This is a genomic window from Eubacterium sp. AB3007 (assembly GCF_000688015.1).
Taxonomy (GTDB): domain Bacteria; phylum Bacillota; class Clostridia; order Peptostreptococcales; family Anaerovoracaceae; genus Aminicella.
Genome location: NZ_JIAD01000001.1, coordinates 2007808 through 2025274 on the forward strand (window position 1 = coordinate 2007808; position 17467 = coordinate 2025274).

Annotated in this window: 17 protein-coding genes and 1 tRNA gene; 16 read left to right on the forward strand and 2 right to left on the reverse strand. The window is 52.9% G+C overall.

The window, feature by feature from the left end:
* The first annotated feature begins 11 nt into the window (after positions 1 to 11).
* The 4 genes from P156_RS0109615 to P156_RS0109630 are packed head-to-tail and all read left to right on the forward strand — an operon-like array spanning position 12 to position 3572.
* Entirely contained in the window at positions 12 to 872 is an 861-nt protein-coding gene (locus tag P156_RS0109615; protein WP_027869927.1) for an energy-coupling factor transporter ATPase, read from the forward strand.
* On the forward strand, positions 869 to 1669 hold the full coding sequence (locus tag P156_RS0109620; protein WP_027869928.1) for an energy-coupling factor transporter transmembrane protein EcfT: 801 nt from the start codon (positions 869 to 871) through the stop codon (positions 1667 to 1669). Before P156_RS0109615 ends, P156_RS0109620 begins: the two co-directional genes overlap by 4 nt.
* Before the next feature lie 4 nt (positions 1670 to 1673).
* A complete protein-coding gene (trmB, locus tag P156_RS0109625) occupies positions 1674 to 2306 on the forward strand; it encodes a tRNA (guanosine(46)-N7)-methyltransferase TrmB (protein ID WP_027869929.1) in 633 nt (210 codons plus the stop codon).
* A gap of 18 nt (positions 2307 to 2324) precedes the next feature.
* Positions 2325 to 3572, forward strand: coding sequence for a pyridoxal phosphate-dependent aminotransferase (locus P156_RS0109630; protein WP_027869930.1), 1248 nt, complete (start codon positions 2325 to 2327; stop codon positions 3570 to 3572).
* A 79-nt stretch (positions 3573 to 3651) separates the two neighbouring features.
* On the opposite strand, the gene P156_RS0109635 is transcribed toward P156_RS0109630, so the two are convergent.
* Together P156_RS0109635 and hisD are read right to left on the reverse strand one after the other, a co-directional pair.
* Positions 3652 to 5139: an APC family permease gene (locus P156_RS0109635; RefSeq protein WP_027869931.1), complete on the reverse strand. Its 1488-nt coding sequence runs from the start codon at positions 5137 to 5139 to the stop codon at positions 3652 to 3654.
* A 28-nt stretch (positions 5140 to 5167) separates the two neighbouring features.
* On the reverse strand, positions 5168 to 6427 hold the full coding sequence (hisD, locus tag P156_RS0109640; RefSeq protein ID WP_027869932.1) for a histidinol dehydrogenase: 1260 nt from the start codon (positions 6425 to 6427) through the stop codon (positions 5168 to 5170).
* Between the two features lie 152 nt (positions 6428 to 6579).
* Between hisD and P156_RS0109645 the strand changes: the two genes are divergently transcribed.
* The 12 genes from P156_RS0109645 to P156_RS12360 all read left to right on the forward strand — a co-directional run bounded on the left by P156_RS0109645 (position 6580) and on the right by P156_RS12360 (position 17450).
* Positions 6580 to 7836: a MerR family transcriptional regulator gene (locus tag P156_RS0109645; RefSeq protein ID WP_185752199.1), complete on the forward strand. Its 1257-nt coding sequence runs from the start codon at positions 6580 to 6582 to the stop codon at positions 7834 to 7836.
* A gap of 302 nt (positions 7837 to 8138) precedes the next feature.
* Positions 8139 to 8212, forward strand: a tRNA-Gly gene (locus tag P156_RS0109650).
* A 17-nt stretch (positions 8213 to 8229) separates the two neighbouring features.
* Complete coding sequence (locus tag P156_RS13400; RefSeq protein ID WP_185752200.1) at positions 8230 to 8382, forward strand: hypothetical protein; 153 nt, start codon at positions 8230 to 8232, stop codon at positions 8380 to 8382.
* A 35-nt stretch (positions 8383 to 8417) separates the two neighbouring features.
* The gene (locus P156_RS13405; protein WP_185752200.1) at positions 8418 to 8570 is read left to right on the forward strand and encodes a hypothetical protein; all 153 of its coding nucleotides are present in this window, start codon (positions 8418 to 8420) and stop codon (positions 8568 to 8570) included.
* 370 nt (positions 8571 to 8940) lie between these two features.
* On the forward strand, positions 8941 to 10170 hold the full coding sequence (locus tag P156_RS0109660) for an HD domain-containing protein (protein ID WP_027869934.1): 1230 nt from the start codon (positions 8941 to 8943) through the stop codon (positions 10168 to 10170).
* 230 nt (positions 10171 to 10400) lie between these two features.
* Positions 10401 to 11219: a hypothetical protein gene (locus P156_RS0109665; protein ID WP_027869935.1), complete on the forward strand. Its 819-nt coding sequence runs from the start codon at positions 10401 to 10403 to the stop codon at positions 11217 to 11219.
* A gap of 36 nt (positions 11220 to 11255) precedes the next feature.
* On the forward strand, positions 11256 to 12248 hold the full coding sequence (locus tag P156_RS12350) for a YafY family protein (protein ID WP_034802506.1): 993 nt from the start codon (positions 11256 to 11258) through the stop codon (positions 12246 to 12248).
* Between the two features lie 112 nt (positions 12249 to 12360).
* A complete protein-coding gene (locus tag P156_RS13190; RefSeq protein WP_027869936.1) occupies positions 12361 to 12828 on the forward strand; it encodes a zinc-ribbon domain-containing protein in 468 nt (155 codons plus the stop codon).
* A 6-nt stretch (positions 12829 to 12834) separates the two neighbouring features.
* Positions 12835 to 13209: a DUF2085 domain-containing protein gene (locus tag P156_RS0109680; protein ID WP_027869937.1), complete on the forward strand. Its 375-nt coding sequence runs from the start codon at positions 12835 to 12837 to the stop codon at positions 13207 to 13209.
* 498 nt (positions 13210 to 13707) lie between these two features.
* Complete coding sequence (locus P156_RS0109685) at positions 13708 to 14406, forward strand: ABC transporter ATP-binding protein (RefSeq protein WP_027869938.1); 699 nt, start codon at positions 13708 to 13710, stop codon at positions 14404 to 14406.
* An 8-nt stretch (positions 14407 to 14414) separates the two neighbouring features.
* Positions 14415 to 16670, forward strand: a complete 2256-nt coding sequence (locus tag P156_RS0109690; RefSeq protein ID WP_027869939.1) for an ABC transporter permease — start codon at positions 14415 to 14417, stop codon at positions 16668 to 16670.
* A gap of 60 nt (positions 16671 to 16730) precedes the next feature.
* Complete coding sequence (locus P156_RS12360) at positions 16731 to 17450, forward strand: NAD(P)H-hydrate epimerase (protein ID WP_255344223.1); 720 nt, start codon at positions 16731 to 16733, stop codon at positions 17448 to 17450.
* The last annotated feature ends 17 nt before the right edge of the window (positions 17451 to 17467 follow it).

Sequence of the window (17467 nt, forward strand, 5' to 3'; positions counted from 1 at the left end):
GAGAGATTTACATGTCGATACAGGTTAGAAATCTATCACATATATATAATAGGGGGCTCTCCACGGAAACCGTGGCGCTGGACAACATCAACTTTGAGATCTACGATGGTGAAGTGGTGGGTGTCGTCGGACACACCGGCTCCGGGAAATCCACGCTGCTCCAGCACCTAAACGGTCTGCTGAAACCCAGCGAGGGCCAGATCATTGTTGGGGGAACCGATATTACCAAACCAGGCGTAGCTATGCGGGACATTCGCAAGCGGGTAGGTCTGGTGTTTCAGTACCCGGAATACCAGTTATTTGAAGAAACAGTGGCCAAAGACGTGGCTTTCGGGCCTCGGAATCTGGGGCTACGGGAGGACGAGATCCAGCAAAGGGTCAGAGATGCACTGGAGCTGGTGGGCTTGGATTACGAGCATCTGAAGGATCGATCTCCCTTTGAGCTGTCCGGAGGGCAGAAGCGCCGGGTGGCTATCGCAGGAGTCATCGCCATGAAACCTCAGGTCCTGATCCTGGACGAACCTACGGCAGGACTGGATCCTGGTTCACACAGGGAGATCATGAAGATGATCCAGGACGTACATCAGTTTGAGCACAACATCATTATCTTTGTGTCACACAACATGGCGGATGTAGCGGCTCTGGCTGACAAGGTGCTGGTGATGGATCGGGGCAAACTGGTCATGGCGGATACTCCGCGAGGTGTGTTCAGGCAGAGAAACCGACTTGCAGAGATCAGCCTGGATGTGCCACCCATCACCGAGCTGATGTACCGGCTTCGGGAGAACGGTGCGGAGGTTTCACTGGATGTTCTGTCTCTTCGGGAAGGAGAACAGGCGATCTACGACTATTTACGAGGAGCTGGCAGATGATCAGAGATATTACCCTAGGGCAGTACTACCCGGAGAATTCGCCGATCCACAAGCTGGATCCACGTGTTAAAATAATAGCGGCGGTGCTCTACATCATCGAGCTGTTTATAGTGAAGGACTTTTCCGGATTCCTGGTATGCGCAGTCGCGCTGGGGATCGTGGTGGCAATTTCCAGAGTCCCCTTGAGGTTTATCATGCGGGGCCTGAAACCCATCATCCTGATCCTGCTGTTCACGTTCGTCCTGAATATATTCATGGTGGACGGGCGGATCCTGTTTACCATCGGACCACTGAAGGTTACAGATGCGGGGGTATACACAGCAGCGTTCATGGCTATCCGGCTGATCTTGCTGATCATCGGTGCCTCCCTGCTGACGCTGACTACCACCCCCATCAGCCTGACGGACGGGATTGAGCGGCTGCTTTCGCCGCTTGCTCTGATTGGACTTCCCAATCACGAGATCGCCATGATGATGTCCATTGCACTCAGGTTCATCCCCACTCTTCTGGAGGAGACCGATAAGATCATGAAAGCCCAACAAGCCAGAGGCGCGGATTTTGAGAGCGGCAATATTATCGCCCGCGCGAGGTCGCTGATCCCCATCCTGGTGCCGCTGTTCGTCAGTGCTTTCCGTATCGCCTCGGATCTGGCTATGGCTATGGAAGCAAGGTGTTACCGGGGAGGGAAGGGACGCACTCGGATGAACGGCATGCGTATGAAACGCAGCGATTATATTTCCATTGTGCTGATGATCCTGTTTCTGGCGGCACTGATCGCCATGCGGATCTGGTTATAGAGTTATGAGACAGAGAAAAATCAAGAATCTGGATGAGAAACTGGCGGCGTTATCTGCCCATGTTGTGGATAGCCCGGATGCCTGGAAGGGCCGATGGCGGAGCAGATTGGGGACAGAGCGGATCTGCCTGGAGATCGGCTGCGGCAAGGGGAAGTTTATCGACAGCCTGGCTGGACGGTACCCGGAAACCGGTTTTGTGGCGGTGGAGGGGAATCTGAGTGTTGCCTACCATGCTCTGGAGAAGGTCGAGGCTTCCGGTCACAATGTGCTCTTTCTCCTGCAGTATATCAACGATTTGGCGGACATCTTTGATGCAGGAGAACTGAATGGGATCTACCTGAACTTCAGCGATCCGTGGCCGAAGGTCCGACATGAGAAGCGGCGGCTCACCACCCGGGCGAGGATGCTCTCTTATGCGGAAGTACTGGCACCCGGCGGTGTGCTGGAATTCAAGACTGACAATGATGGCCTGTTCGAGTACACGCTGACACAGATACCAGACTGCTATGAGGAATGCTTTGTGACCCGGGATCTACATGGGACAGTACCCGAGGAAGAGATCGTCACCACAGAATACGAAGATAAATTCGCAGGTCGCGGGAAGGCTATCAACTTCCTTCGATTACGTCGTCGATAGATAGGAGGTAAGTAAATTATGTCTGAGTATGTTATGGCCGCAGAAAATGGCAGGGTGATCCCCAAGGAGGATACCATTTTCGGGATCAGCCGCAGAGCAAACGCGATGATCGATGAAGTAGGCGCGGATAAGGTAATCAATGCCACCATCGGCGCATTGCTGGATGACGAGGGAGAACTGGCAGTCCTCTCTTCTGTGGATGAGGCGTTTACAGGTCTGGAACCGGTGGAGTATGCCCAGTATGCACCCATCGGAGGCACTCCCAAATACCGCTCTGCCGTCATCAAGGCAGCTTTTGGCAGGAATTTTGTGCCTCGCACACAGGTGCGCGCCGTGGCAACGCCGGGAGGCACCGGTGCCCTGCACTGCGTGGTGGCCAACTATTCCTGCCCTGGCGACAAGATTCTCACCACGGACTGGTTCTGGGGGCCATATAAGACGGTAGCTGCAGAGATGAGCAGAGGGCTGGATACCTTTGCGCTGTACAATGAACAGCGGACCTTCAACCTAGAGGCATTCCGGGACAAGGTACAGTCACTGCTTAAGGTGCAGGATCGTTTGGTGATCATCCTGAACACACCGGCCCAGAATCCTACAGGATACTCCCTGACGGACAGTGATTGGCACGGCGTGGTCTCTATCCTGGCTGATCAGGATCCGTCCAAACGCATCGCGCTGGTGGTGGATACCGCCTATATCGATTTTGCGGGTGACGAGGAGGAATACCGGTCCTTCCTGCCCATTCTGGAGGAACTGCCGGCTAACGTGCTGCCCATCATCGCCTTCAGCCTGTCCAAGACCTTTACGATGTATGGTCTGCGTTGCGGTGCGCTGATTTGCCTTGCTCCATACGAGGAGATCGCCGACGAGTTCGTCCGGGTCTGTGAGTTCTCTGCCCGCGGTGCCTGGTCCAACGCCCCCAAGGCCGGACAAAGCCTTGTGGCCAACATCTTCGATGATCCCGCGCTGCTGGCGCGTGTCACGGAGGAGCGCGCTGAGATCCGAAAGCTGCTGCTTGATCGGGCCCATGCCCTGGAGGAGGCCGCTGCAGAAGCCGGAATGGATATGTTGCCCTATGATGGCGGTTTCTTCGTTGCCATTCCCTGCAGCGATCCGGCTGCTGCAAGTGCAGAACTGGAGAAAGATGGGATCTTCCTGGTGCCGCTGGCCAAGGGTCTGCGTGTCTCTGTAGCGTCCATCTCTGAGGAGAAGTGCCGCAAGGTACCCGCCAAGGTGGTGGAAGTGTTCCAGAAACTGGGACTGTAGAATACCTTTTCTGAAAAAGGCTGATGCCCTTAGCATTCTCACGCTTAGGGCACCAGCCTTATTATCTGACTCTTACTATTTAGCCGATTAATGGGACTGCATACAACAGCACTGCGATCACGCAGGCGGCGGCCACGATCCTCTTCCATAGTTTGTATTCCCGATCCATGCGGGCACCTTCCTCTGCAGAAGGTGTCTCTGCCTGCATGATATAATCGTCCAGTTTCTCTCCCTCGCCGGGGCCGTAGACCTTCTGGCAGATATAGAATACCACCAGTCCGACTACGCACCAGATCACGCCCGTAACGATGGCGTATCGATCCAGCTGTGTCAGCATAATGAAATAGATCAGGATGCTCACCGGTACGCCGATCTCAATAAGCGGTGCCTTGTAGGGGCGGTCAAGCTCCGGATGCCGCTTCCGCAGTCCAAGTGCAGCCGCGATTCCAATAATATAGTAGAACAAGTCTGCAAACAGGCTGACCGATGCTACGAAGTTGATGGGGTATGCCACCAGGATCAGGGACAGGATCCCCAGGAACAGAATCGAAACATACGGGGTCTGATACTTCGGATGCAGTTTCGCAAAAAACTTAGGCATCGCACCTTCTCTGGCCATTGCATACAGATAACGTGGCGGGACGGCGATGCTGGCGTTCAGTGTCGAGAAATCACCGCCCAGGGAGATCCCCAGCGCAAGGAGGGCCATGGGAAGTCCCAGAATCCCTGCGGCCTGCATGGCGTCAGCAAACGGAGCATCCGCGGAGGCCAGGTCCGCTACATTTGCGACCGGTGTGATCCCCACCAGGAACCACTGGAACAAAGCATTCACCGCGAACACGATAAACGGGGACAGCGCCAGCGCACGAGGGATGTTGATCTGTGGATAACGGATCTCCTCGCCCATGGCACAGCAGGTCTCAAACCCGGCGAAGCACCACCAGATCATGGCCACGCAGCCGATGAAGCCCCATGCGCTCATGTTCTGCATGTTCTCCGGCAATACCACGTAACTGGGGAGTTGGATGTTTGGGATCATGGCGATGAACCAGATGATGGCCACCCCCCAGAAGAAGAACATAAAACCATTCTGAAGTTTACCGGTCATCTCGGTCCCACGGACATTGGTGATGATGAAGATCACGATGGGGATCATGGCCAGCAGTACGTCGCTGATGGGAAGTTCCACACCGAAAGCCCGGAACAGGGTTTTGAAATAGAAGGCGAATGCCAGGGCCTCGCCGCTGGTCACCGCAATGAGCGAGGCGATGAAGTTCCAGCCTGCCAGCATCCCGGCGGCCTTGCCCAATCCCAGGTGCGCATATTTATAGGTGCCGCCGGCATAGGGCAGCGCCGCACCCATTTCTCCATAAAGTCTGGCAGGGTACACGCTGATCAGCATGGCGATGAATGTCGCCAGCACCACCGCAGAGCCCATCAGACCCACGATCTGTGCGCCAGTCGTAAACAATCCGACGCCGATCACGGTACCTACCGTAATCGTAACAGCCTCTCTCATGCCGAAAGATCTCTTCAGCACCAGATGGTCTCCATTTTCTTTGTTCATATTCTCTCCTTTCTCTCTCTTCCCACGATTACATCCGTTTCTCCGCAGCCAGAGCATGCCCCATCAGGCCTTCTCCTTTGGCCATGCGGTTCACTAGCGGCGCAATGCCGCGGGATGCTTCCGGGGTCATCCACTGGGAAGTGCAGACCTTCAGGAAGGTGCCTGCCCAGACTCCGCCGGTATAGCGGGCAGCCCGTACCGTCGGCAGAGTGTGGTTGGTTCCGGAAGCGTAGTCGCCGAAGACTTCTGCCGTGTTTCCGCCCAGGAACAGGGACCCGTAGTTCACCAGATCTTCCAGGATCTTCTCCGGCTCTGCCACGTTCACCTCCAGGTGCTCCGGTGCCAGGTCGTTGGCGATGGTGACCGCCTCGGCCAGATCGTCCAGCACCAGCACTTCACCGTAGTCGTCCCAGGACTGGCGGGCGATGCCTGCCGTCTCCAATGTCTCAAGTTCTGCCTCCACTGCGGCGATGGTAGACTTTGCAAGTTCTTCGCTGGTGGTCAGCAGGAATCCCTTGGCGTTGGGGTCGTGCTCGCACTGCGCTAGCAGATCTGCCGCCAGCACTTCTGGGGATGCGCACTCGTCTGCGATCACCAAGACCTCGCTGGGGCCTGCGATGAAATCGATGCCGATCTGTCCGTAGCACTGGCGCTTGGCCTCTGCCACGAACTGGTTGCCCGGACCAACGATCATGTCCACCGGCTTGATCTCTTCCGTTCCGTAGGAGAATGCGGCAATGGCCTGAGCGCCACCCACGGTGTAGATCTCATCCGCACCAGCCAGATCCATAGCCACCAAAGTCTTGTAGTGGATGCTGGCAGTACCGTGGACCACAGGAGCTGTGGCGCAGACACGATTGACACCGGCAACCTTGGCCGGGGTGATCAGCATCAGTGCCGTGGAGAACAATGGATAGCTGCCTCCGGGCACATAGCAACAGCAGGATGACACGGGGATGATCCGGTGTCCCAGGTGGATCCCCGGTGTGGGACAAAAGTCCTTGATAGGGGACAAAGCCTCTTTCTGTGCGTTCGCAAAGGCCTCGATATTGGCCTTCGCCTCCTTCAGGTCTGCGATCTCTTGCTCAGTCATTCTGGCATAGGCGGCCTCGATCTCCTCATGGCTGACGCGGAAGGTCTCCCTGTCGGAATCGTCAAAACGCCGGCTATACTCGTGGAGAGCCGCGTCCCCATTCTCACATACGTTGTCGATGATATCGGATACGATCTGACGGAGCTTGCGATTATCTTCAGCAGTACGTTCCTTCGCTTTCTTGATGTATTTCATTATCACAGTTCCTCTCTACTGCACTAAAGTATTGTTGTTATTATTATAGAATATGGGGAGGACTACATGTCAAGAGCCTGATATAGGAACTTGAAACAAAATGTTGAGTATACTCCATGTTTTCTGTATAATGGAGGCAGGGGGTGATCTGTATGAAGATCGGTGAAGTATCCCGCCGCTATGGGATCTCGAAAGACAATCTGTATTATTATATCAATTTCGGATTGCTGGTTCCGCCGCGGTCGGGGAGTCAGTATGACTTTGATCCGGGAACGTTGGAAGATCTGGAAATGATCCAGAGCCTGAAGGATATGGAATACTCCTTGAAAGAGATTCATCGTATTCTGTCTCTCCACCGGATCTCCGGTCTGGATAATCCACAGGATCGGGGCGAGTTGCTGTCCATATATCAGAAAAAGCACACCGAATGCGTGGAGAAGATCCGCCATTACGAGAAGGTTATGCGAGATCTGGATGCGAAGATCCAGAACCTTGCCAGTAAAGAAGGCCGCCCGGTTCAACGCACCGGATTGCCTTTGTCCATGCTGGGTTTGCTTTGTTGTCCCTGCTGCGGCAAATTGCTCGAGATCCACGATGTACAGATGGACATGTCTTTTATCTTTGAGGGGGAGTTGTCCTGCGATTGTGGATACGCTGCCAGCATCGAAGATGGGATTGTCGTGACACCGAATGGATATCGAGGCGAGCAGGATATTCCGGATGTGGAGCGAAAGGTGTACCGTGACCTGCCGGACTCTCTGATCTCCCTGTTTCAACGTGCCTACAACTTCATGAAAGAAGGGCTTGCGCATATTGATCTTGCCGGCAAGGTCGTGATGGAGACCTATGTCAACGCCTGGTTCTTTCTGCATAATCACCATCAGTATATGAGTCCCCGGGGTTTCTATATCGTCGTGGACAAGTTTCCGGAGACCTTGCGGATGTTCAAGGATCTTCTGGAACGGGAGGGCTGCGACTTGCCGATCCTCTATCTGGCAGACAGTTCCAAGGACTATCCACTGAGAAAAGGCTGTGTAGACCTGAATCTGGACTTCTTTGCGATCAATGAACATCAATTCTATGCAGATGATTTTCTAATGCATCATCTGGCACCGTATATGGCACCGGGGGGATGTTGCATCGGTACCTACTTCTGGTTTGAGAACGGTCGAAAGTCCATGAAACAATTGGCTGCAGAATACCCGGAGAGTTCTCCGCGAAACTTCTCCCTTCCCTTCTTCCTGGAACAGATGAAGGCGTCTGGATTTAACATCACCCGCCGCCAGGACTGTGGATACACCACCTCGTCCGGTAATAATATCGGATTCAGTTTTCACTGCGAAGGCGAGAAGATGCATCTGGAAAGCTATCTGGCAGAAGTGGAAGCGACACAGGCATCTGCCAGATAAGTCGTAACAGATGCCTGAACGTGTTTACTCACAGTCGAGTGGACGGTTGCGGGTACTTGCGAGGATGGTTGCGTATTATTCTGGAGATTCCGTCATCCTAAGCCAAACAGTCTTTTGACGGAATCCGACTGCAGGATTCAAAACCATTTGAAACAATTTAGAGCCTGCCTGCCAGAGAAATTGGAGGACTCGTAGAAAATACAGGTTGAAGTTTTGCCCTGATTGAGGTATAATACCATTAGTCGCCCTGCACCATTGATTTGGAAGGCTTCCTAGGTAAGCCGTCGCAGGTGGCGACCCATGCGGATGTAGTTTAGTGGTAAAATATGAGCTTCCCAAGCTTAGGTTGAGGGTTCGATTCCCTTCATCCGCTCCATAGCAAGACAGGCCCCGATGGGGTCTGTTTTGCTATATAGCGACAAGGGGAATCGAAGCCGAAAGGGCATCGGCGTGAAGCGAGAACGTCCGGTGGACGGTCGAGTAGCCGATGGCCCAAGCCGACTGAGAAGGGAGGCGAAGGGCGGCGGATGCGGAGCATCCGCGTAATTCCCTTCATCCGCTCCATAGCAAGACAGGCCCCGATGGGGTCTGTTTTGCTATATAGCGACAAGGGGAATCGAAGCCGAAAGGGCATCGGCGTGAAGCGAGAACGTCCGGTGGACGGTCGAGTAGCCGATGGCCCAAGCCGACTGAGAAGGGAGGCGAAGGGCGGCGGATGCGGAGCATCCGCGTAATTCCCTTCATCCGCTCCATAGCAAGACAGGCCCCGATGGGGTCTGTTTTGCTATATAGCGACAAGGGGAATCGAAGCCGAAAGGGCATCGGCGTGAAGCGAGAACGTCCGGTGGACTAAAACAGTTTCTTCTTCGCAAGTAATTACATGCATATTATTGAGAGTTATTACATTGTTCAGTATACTAAAGACAGAAGTCATTGGTGTTATCTCCTTTATTGTATGCGGACCCAGCAGAAAAGACATCAACCCGAACGAGCGCTTGGGGTAACGAGTGCCAGATATCCTCCGTTCCTATAGCGCCACATACATGCTACGGCAAGGGACATCTTCGACAGAATATAGGGTAAATTTGAATGAAGGGTAGGCCTATGGAAAACAGCAACGTGAATTGGAAGGATAGATCTATCGATATCCGTCAGGAATTTTTGGCAGACGGTGAGAAGTTAAAGGCTTTGATTCTGGATGATTACGAACAACAGACCCAGGAAACGTTTGAAGCGGTCTGTCGGGAAATCACAGATAACATGAACGCATTCAAACATCTGATTGTTTCTTTCAATGACTTGGAAGAGAGTGAATCCGTTCAGATCAACACCATATCCGATCATGAGGGGTATGATTACGTACCGCTATTTACTGATGAGGAGGAATGCTGGAAAGGAGCGCCTGGGGATCTGAAATCTCTTCCTATCGGAACGATCATAGAGAAAGTGCTGGAGATATCCGGTCTAGAAGGGGTCATAATCAATCCCCACGGCATAAGAATTGTGATAAGAAAACCTATACTCTGGCGGATAATCAAGCTTTTGGATCCAGACATTGATGATCTTTTCTGGAAGAATGATATGCTGGACAAAGCCATCCACTTAGTGACAGATCGCTACCGCCGCTGTTTTCGAAAAGGAATAAAGATGCCTTATATCACCCATCCCTTGGAAGTCTTGCAGATACTGATCAGCATGCGCGCGGACTCGGATCTCCTGATTGCCGGTGTCCTTCATGATTTGATGGAGGAAGATCCTTATATGACAGAGGATTATATTATCTGGGAATTCGGGCATGACGCATGTGAGCTGATTACTACGTTGTCAGCGGACATAGATCTGAGCTGGGCCGAAAACAAGCAGTGTGTTATCGACTATATTCAGACAGCGAATGTTCGAGAGAAACTGCTACTGTTGGCGGACGTTGTGTCCGAGCTACGGAACATAGAATGGAATCTCTGGCATGGAAACGTAAACATCTACGATAATCTGGGGGTTCCAAAGGAAAAGTTGTCCTGGTATTACTGTGAGATCCAGATGGCACTGAGTGAGCTCCGGTCTTATGACAACAGTGTCCGCGTCTATATAGAAATGGAGAACCTATATAAGGACATCTTTGTGACCTTCTTTTACGATGAGGAACACCAACGCATATTCCAGGCACATCTTCACGGTGCGTGCGATGCAATGGATAAGACCACTGACATCTACACCCCATGGCACGAGCCGATTCCGGAGAAGGTTGTGCGGATCGGTCGCATGTATGCAGAATTCATCGAAGAAAGTTGGAGAACAAAGCTAGAATGGGAGGAACAAACGAATCCCTTATCGTAGCATTGATGCAAGATGCAGCCTCTGTTTTGGGGGAATGTATGTTCGAAAATACTGATATCTGTCCACAAATCACAAGTGTTTTTTTGAGCATGTGTCTGAATGCGGACACATGCTTTTGTGTGGCCTCTGTTGCCTGTTGACAGTTTCTGAGGACAGGGGGTACCATGATTTCAGAAAAAGGTTTGCCCCGGGGGATAAGTTGAAACTGTGTCATGGAGTAGGAGGATGAAATGAAATCGAGAAAGATGAGTTGGGAAATCATGAGAAAGGTGGCTGTGATGGCTTTGTGCCTGTGCATGATCACAGCATTCGCCGCCTGCGGGAGCAGCAGCGACACTGGAGAGCCAGCAGAGAAGGAATACGTAAAAGACGATGAGATCGCCAAGGTTCTGAAGGATCCGGATGCCTATAAAGGGAAATACATTCGGATTGGCGGCAAGGTTTTCAACATCGATCGAGAAGGCGATACGATGTCTGTACAGGCCTGGCATGACACCGCGAACTCTGAGGAGGATTTTCTGGCATATATGGACACGAAGGAAGATTTCAAAGTCGATGATTACGTCATCGTCGATGGGTACATCGAGGGTGTCTTCGATGGGGAGAATGCCTTCGGAGGAGAGGTGCACACACCTCAGATCAAAGCGGAAAGCATAGAAAAGTCCACCTATCAAGATGTGGCAGCACCCACGCTGCAGGAAAAGGAAGTGGACAAATCCAAGAAGCAGCATGGCGTGAAGGTGACCCTCAAGAAGGTTGAGTACGCGGAGTCAGAGACACGGCTCTATGTGACCGTCAAGAACAAGTCCAAGGACAAAGTCAGCATCTATACCGGAAGTGCCAAGCTGGTCCAGAACGGCAAGCAATATGAACCGGAAGATAACTGGGAAGCGGATTATCCATCCATCGATGAAGTGGCGGCGGGAGCATCTGCGGACGGAATCATCTGCTTCAAGCCGCTGGATCCGGAGAAGGAGGCGAAACTGATCCTGGAAGCGTACAGCGATGACTATGAGATCGAAATGAAGGACTTCAAAATCAAGTTCTAGCATGGTGAAACGAGGTGAGAGTGAGGGGGAATGGTTATGACAGAATCAAATACGGCAGTCAGGAACAAGAAACGTCTCTTGCGCCTGCTCCGCTACCTGTATGAGTACACGGACGAGGAGAACCCGGCGAAGACATCGGAACTGGCGGAGACGATCTGTGGGGAGAATACACCTTCTAACCGGCGGAGGATCCAGGCAGACATCCAGCTTCTGGAGGAGGAGGGGTTTGACATCGAGACCATCAGGAGTTATTACCATGCCTTCTATATGCGTAGCAGGGAGTTTGAATTGCCGGAGTTGAAACTGCTGATCGATGCGGTGAGCTCATCCCGCTTTGTCACCAGGGCCAAGAGCGAGGATCTGGTCAGGAAACTCTCGGCGATGGCCAGCCGCCGGCAGGGCTCAAAGCTGGTGCGCCAGATCTACACCCCGGATCGACTGAAGCCCGGCAACGAGAACATCTACTACATCGTGGATCTCATCACCGATGCCATCAACGAGGAGAAGAAAGTGTCCTTCCAGTATATCGACTACACCCCAGCCAAGCAGAAGCTGCTGCGACATGATGGAGCTTTCTATTCCGTGAGCCCTTACGCCCTGCTTTGGGATGACAATCACTATTACATGATCGGTTACAGCGACAGCCGCGAAGAAATCAACGTATACCGGGTGGACAGGGTGAATGCCTTAGGCATCAAGGAAGAAACGGCGGTGCCAAAGCCTGCCGACTTCGATGTAGATGCTTATGGGCAGGAATCTGTGAACATGTTCTTCGGCGAGAAGCAGGAGGTGACCCTGCAGTGCGAGAATGACATGATGAAGTCGGTGATCGACCAGTTCGGCGAAGAGGTCGAAACCTGGGTGGTGGACAAAGCCATTTTCCGCGCAAAGGTGACAGTCAACGTCAGCCAGACATTCTTCGCCTGGGTTTTCCAGTTCCGTGGACGGATCTGTATCTACGGACCGGAGCACGTGCGCTCAGAATACCGGGCGATGTTGGAGAAATCCCTGATGCAGATGTCGATGTGAGATAGGATGGGATTTGAAGGAATCCAGTTGTCTGATGATCTCACGGATTGCGAAGAAGTAACAAATATGATATGATATGGGCAGAATATTCGATATCATGAAAGGAGTTATTATGGCGATTTGTAAAAAATGCGGTGCACAGATCGATGATCAGGCAGCATTCTGCCCCGTCTGTGGAGCGCCACAGGATGTAGTGAAGAGCCAGCCGCAACAGCAGGACCCCTTCCGGGCAGAGCCAAGGCAGGCTCAGGGGAACCCCTTTGAGGGAGAAGAAGCCCCGCGGCCGCAGCAGGTGCAGTATGTAGACAGCCAGTATCAGAACCAGAACGGAAATCCATATCAAAATCCGTATCAGAATCAGTATCAGCAGAACGTAGTGGACAACGGTGGATTCGGCTGGGCGTTGTTAGGATTCTGTATTCCTCTGGTGGGGCTGATCCTCTTCCTGGTGTGGAAGGACACCAAACCCAGAACAGCGAAATCTGCTGGAAAGGGTGCTCTGGTCTCCGTGATCATCAGTGCGGTGATCTATATCATCACCATTGTCATTGGCGTTGGTGCGGGCATAGCCCAAATGTAGTTGGGTATGCTCAGATACAGGGCGCTCAATCATCTCTACAGAATATTACCGGTGGTCTGCGGCTGTCATTGCCGGGACGACCGGTCTTTTCATACACACGGGATCCGGCATCCGGTATGCGCTCGGTGCGAGGGCATGCTGGCAGGGTGGCTGATGGCTGCGATCACCGGCTGGTTTTGGCATCCGCCCCTGTGGTGCCTGGCTTTGTGCCTGGCGCCGCTGCTCGTGGATGGATCAAGGCAGCAGAAGACCGCCTACGAGAGCAATAACGTGAGACGGTTTATGACGGGGATCCTGTTCGGTTACGGTCTGTTGCTTCTGCTCGCCCTGTCACTGAAAGCAGTCTTCCTGTGGGGATACGGGATCGGGAGCCGGTTGTAGATTTTTTGCTGGCTGGTCAGAGGGCTGCTTCGGATCCCACAGCTGTCTCGTGTACCTGCTTTCCAGCCATTGGATTTCAAAATCGGAGGGTTGCCGGGTTGTTTTCCGTCAGTTTTGGTATATCGAAATAATAACGGAATCGGGTTTCCGTTATCTACCATATAATGGTAAAATATTCCTTGGGATCGCTCAAAATGAATCCTTGCAAGGAAAACCAGGCGTCTGGTGACGCCCTTGGACCCTTCCATTGGGCAGTGACTCATGGAATCAGACGTGTTTGCGGCCTGGATCAACTAATTGCCCGCTTTGAATTCCGTCAAAATGCGGGAGATTTTTTTTTGACGGAAATGAATTTCTTTTGTTCAACAGAATAGTATGTGACAGGTTGATTTAGAGAACCAGCACTCCAAATATCACCAAAAACCTCCTGAAATACTTGCGAATCATCCGTAAGAGATATATAATTGTAGTTAGTAATATCTAACTATGGAGGCGACTATGTATTTAAGACTGGAGAATATAAAGAAGTCCTTCGGATCCGGCGATAACCGGGTGGAGGTGCTGAAGGGCATCAGCTGTGACATCGAGAAGGGGGAGATCTGCGTGCTGCTGGGGCCGTCGGGGTCCGGCAAGTCCACCTTGCTGAACATCATCGGCGGGATAGAAACTGCGGACAGCGGTTCTGTGATCATCAACGGAGACCGGATCGAGCATATGGGGGAGAAGGCTTTGTCCGCCTATCGCAGACGACACCTGGGATACGTGTTCCAATCTTACAACCTGATTCCCAACCTGACCGTGCGGGAGAATATCGAGGTGGGCGCTTACCTCAGCGACGATCCGCTTCAATTGGAGGCGATGATCGATACACTTGGATTACACGAGCACGCCCACAAGCTGCCCAGCCAGCTTTCCGGTGGACAACAGCAACGGACATCCATAGGACGGGCGTTGATCAAGAATCCGGATGTGATCCTTTGCGATGAGCCAACGGGGGCGCTGGACTACAACACCTCCAAAGAGATCCTAAAGCTCATCGAGCACGTCAACGAGACCTACCAGAACACCATCGTCCTGGTGACCCACAACGACGCCATCAAGGACATGGCACATCAGGTGATACGGCTGCACGACGGCGGCATCCGGAGCATCGTTCACAATGACGTTCGGCGACCTGCCGAGGATCTGGATTGGTAGGTGGAGACATGAGAAATCCGCTGTTGAAACGACTTCCAAGAGAGCTCCGCAAGGACAAAGCCAAGTACACCGTGCTGGCCCTTTTTCTGATCTTCATGATCGGGCTGGTAGCCGGGTACATGGTTGCCGATGGGAGCATGGTGAAAGCCTACGAGGATAGTTTCCAGAAATACAAGATCGAGAATGGCCATTTTATTCTGGATGACCCGGCACCAGCAAAGGTGTTGGACAAGGTCCGCGGGGAACACGTGGTCCTGCAGGAGCAGTTCTACAAGGACAAAGTCAGCAAGGCCGGCCTCACCAAAGGAGATGACGTCCGGGTCTACAAGCCTCGCCAGACCATGAACCTTCTTGCCATCATGGAAGGACGCATGCCGGCGGCCCATGACGAGATCGTCATCGACCGCCTCTACGCTGAGAACAACCACGTCAAGGTCGGTGCCACCATGGACGTAGGCGGCCGTGCCTACACCGTCACTGGCACCGCCGCCTTTTCCGACTACAGTTGTCTCTTCAGAACCACCACCGATTTCATGTTCGATGCCAATGACTTCACCGTGGCCGTGGTCACAGAAGAAGCCTGGAAGGCCATGGGGAAGGGTGGGATCAAGTACTGCTATGCCTGGCGAAACAACGATCAGACCTTGTCCGATAAAGCGCAGAAGGACAAGGGAGAGGATATCGCAGATCTGCTGGACGATCAACGGAAGGTAGAAGTGAAGCAGGTCCTGGCTCGACCGGATAACCAGGCCATCACCTTCTCCGGGGACGATATGGGCGGGGACATGGTGATGATGCAGACCCTGCTCTATATCGTACTGGTGATCATTGCCTTTGTATTCGCCATCAGCACCAGGAGCACCATCGAGCAGGAATCCAAGGTCATCGGGACCCTCCGCGCCTCCGGATATACCCGAGGAGAACTGCTGCGGCACTTCATCACGCTGCCGATGTTGATGGTGGCGATCGCATCTGTAATCGGGAACATCATCGGTTATACCTTCATGAAGGATTATATCGTTTTGGCTTACTACCACAGCTATGGACTGCCGCCTTACGAGACCATCTTCAACGGGCCGGCCCTGGTGAGCACCACCATCATTCCGGCAGTGCTCATCCTGGTGGTGGAGCTCGTGGTCATCGGCAGGGCGCTCAGATATACTCCTCTGCAGTTCCTCCGAGGCGAACTGGGGAGCACGGGAGGCCGCGGAGCGATCAGGTTGCCGGAGAGATGGCCTTTTGCCACCAGGTTCCGTGCACGGATCATCCTGCAGAACAAGTCCGCCTATATCACCATGTTCCTGGGAATCTTTCTGGCGTCTGTGCTGCTGTTCTTTGGGACTATGTTCAGTCCTCTGTTAGATCACTTCCAGGGAGAGGTGACAAAGAGCAAGTTCGCCAACTACCAGTATATCCTGAAGGAACCAGCCTTTATCTCCTGGAAGGACGGGGAAAAATACGCGGTGGATACCGTCAAGAACGACAACGATGAGGATATTACTGTCTATGGGATCATCCATGGTTCGGAGTATTTTACTGGAGATCTGGCACCGAAGGAGGTGCTTGTATCCAGCGCATATGCAGAGAAGTATGGTGTCCGCCCTGGGGACAAGTTGACCATGCACGAGAAGTTCGGATCACATAAGTACCGATTCACGGTGGGGGGTGTTTATGACTATCCGGCTACCCTATGTGTGTTCATGTATATCGATGAGTTTAATGATACTTTTGATAACGACAAGGGGTATTTCTGTGGTTATTTCGCGGATAGGCCCATCCGAAAACTGAAAGAAGAACAGATCTCCTCAGTGATCACGGAGAAGGAGATGTCGGTGGTTTCCAAGCAACTGGATGATTCCATGGGAGTGATCTTTCCGCTGTTTGCAGGATTTGCAGTAATCCTGTACATGCTCCTCATCTTCCTGCTGTCCAAGATCGCCATCGATCGCAACGCCTATGCCATCTCCATGGTGAAGATTCTGGGCTACAAAGACAAAGAGATCAGCCGTCTCTACAGCAGGGCAACCGGCATTGTGGTGGTGTTGTCCGTGCTGGTCTGCATGGTGCTTTCCACGGTTGTTGTCAAGAAGATCTACTTCGTGATGATGCGGGGATACAACGGCTGGCTCTCCTATTATGTAGCGCCTCGTGGCTACCTGATCATGCTGGGCGTGGGGCTGGGCTGCTACTTCCTGGTCTCCCGTATTCTCATGAGACGGATCCGCAGGATCCCCATGGGAGAGGCGCTGAAAGGGCTGGAGTGATCCTGCCATTCTGTGCTATAATAAAGGTAATTATCAATGGGAGGGTGGTTGAAAGACATGATGCACAGAAAACCAATAGTAACATGCGCAGAAATGAAGGAACTGGAACAACGCGCGGACGAGGCAGGTCTCAGCTACTATCAGATGATGGAGAATGCCGGTAGTACAGCCTATGACATCATCATGGCGGAGCAGGAGCATTTTCTTCACAAAGCCTGTGTCTTCTGTGGCAAGGGAAACAATGCAGGGGACGGATTCGTCATCGCCCGTAAGATCCTGGAGCACGGAGATCAGGTGCGGATCGTCCTGACATCCGGGGAACCGACGACGCCGGATGCCATCACCAACTACGAGCTGATCCGGGATCGGATCGAGATCATCCGTCTCTATGAGAGTGCGCCGGAGCAGGCAGCGGCTGATCTGGAGAAGGCTTTGTGCGACATGAAGGAAGATGACCTTCTCATCGACGCCATCTTCGGCACCGGGTTTCATGGAACGCCGAGGGGGAACGCCGCTGCAGCCATCGACTACATGATCGCTCACCGGGATGACAGAATGATCTACGCCATCGACATTCCCAGCGGACTCTCTGGCGACGAGGAGGGGGAGGTACGCCCTGAGAAAGCGGTGTACGCAGACTTTACCATCTCCTTCCACGCTCGCAAGCCTGTCCACGCCAACCAGTATCCAATGATCGCTGATCACATGGGACAGGTAGTGGTGGCGGACATCGGTATCGGAACTGCATTAGAGTGTGTCAAAGGGGACGGTTCTTTTTGACACACCTCGAAAAAAGA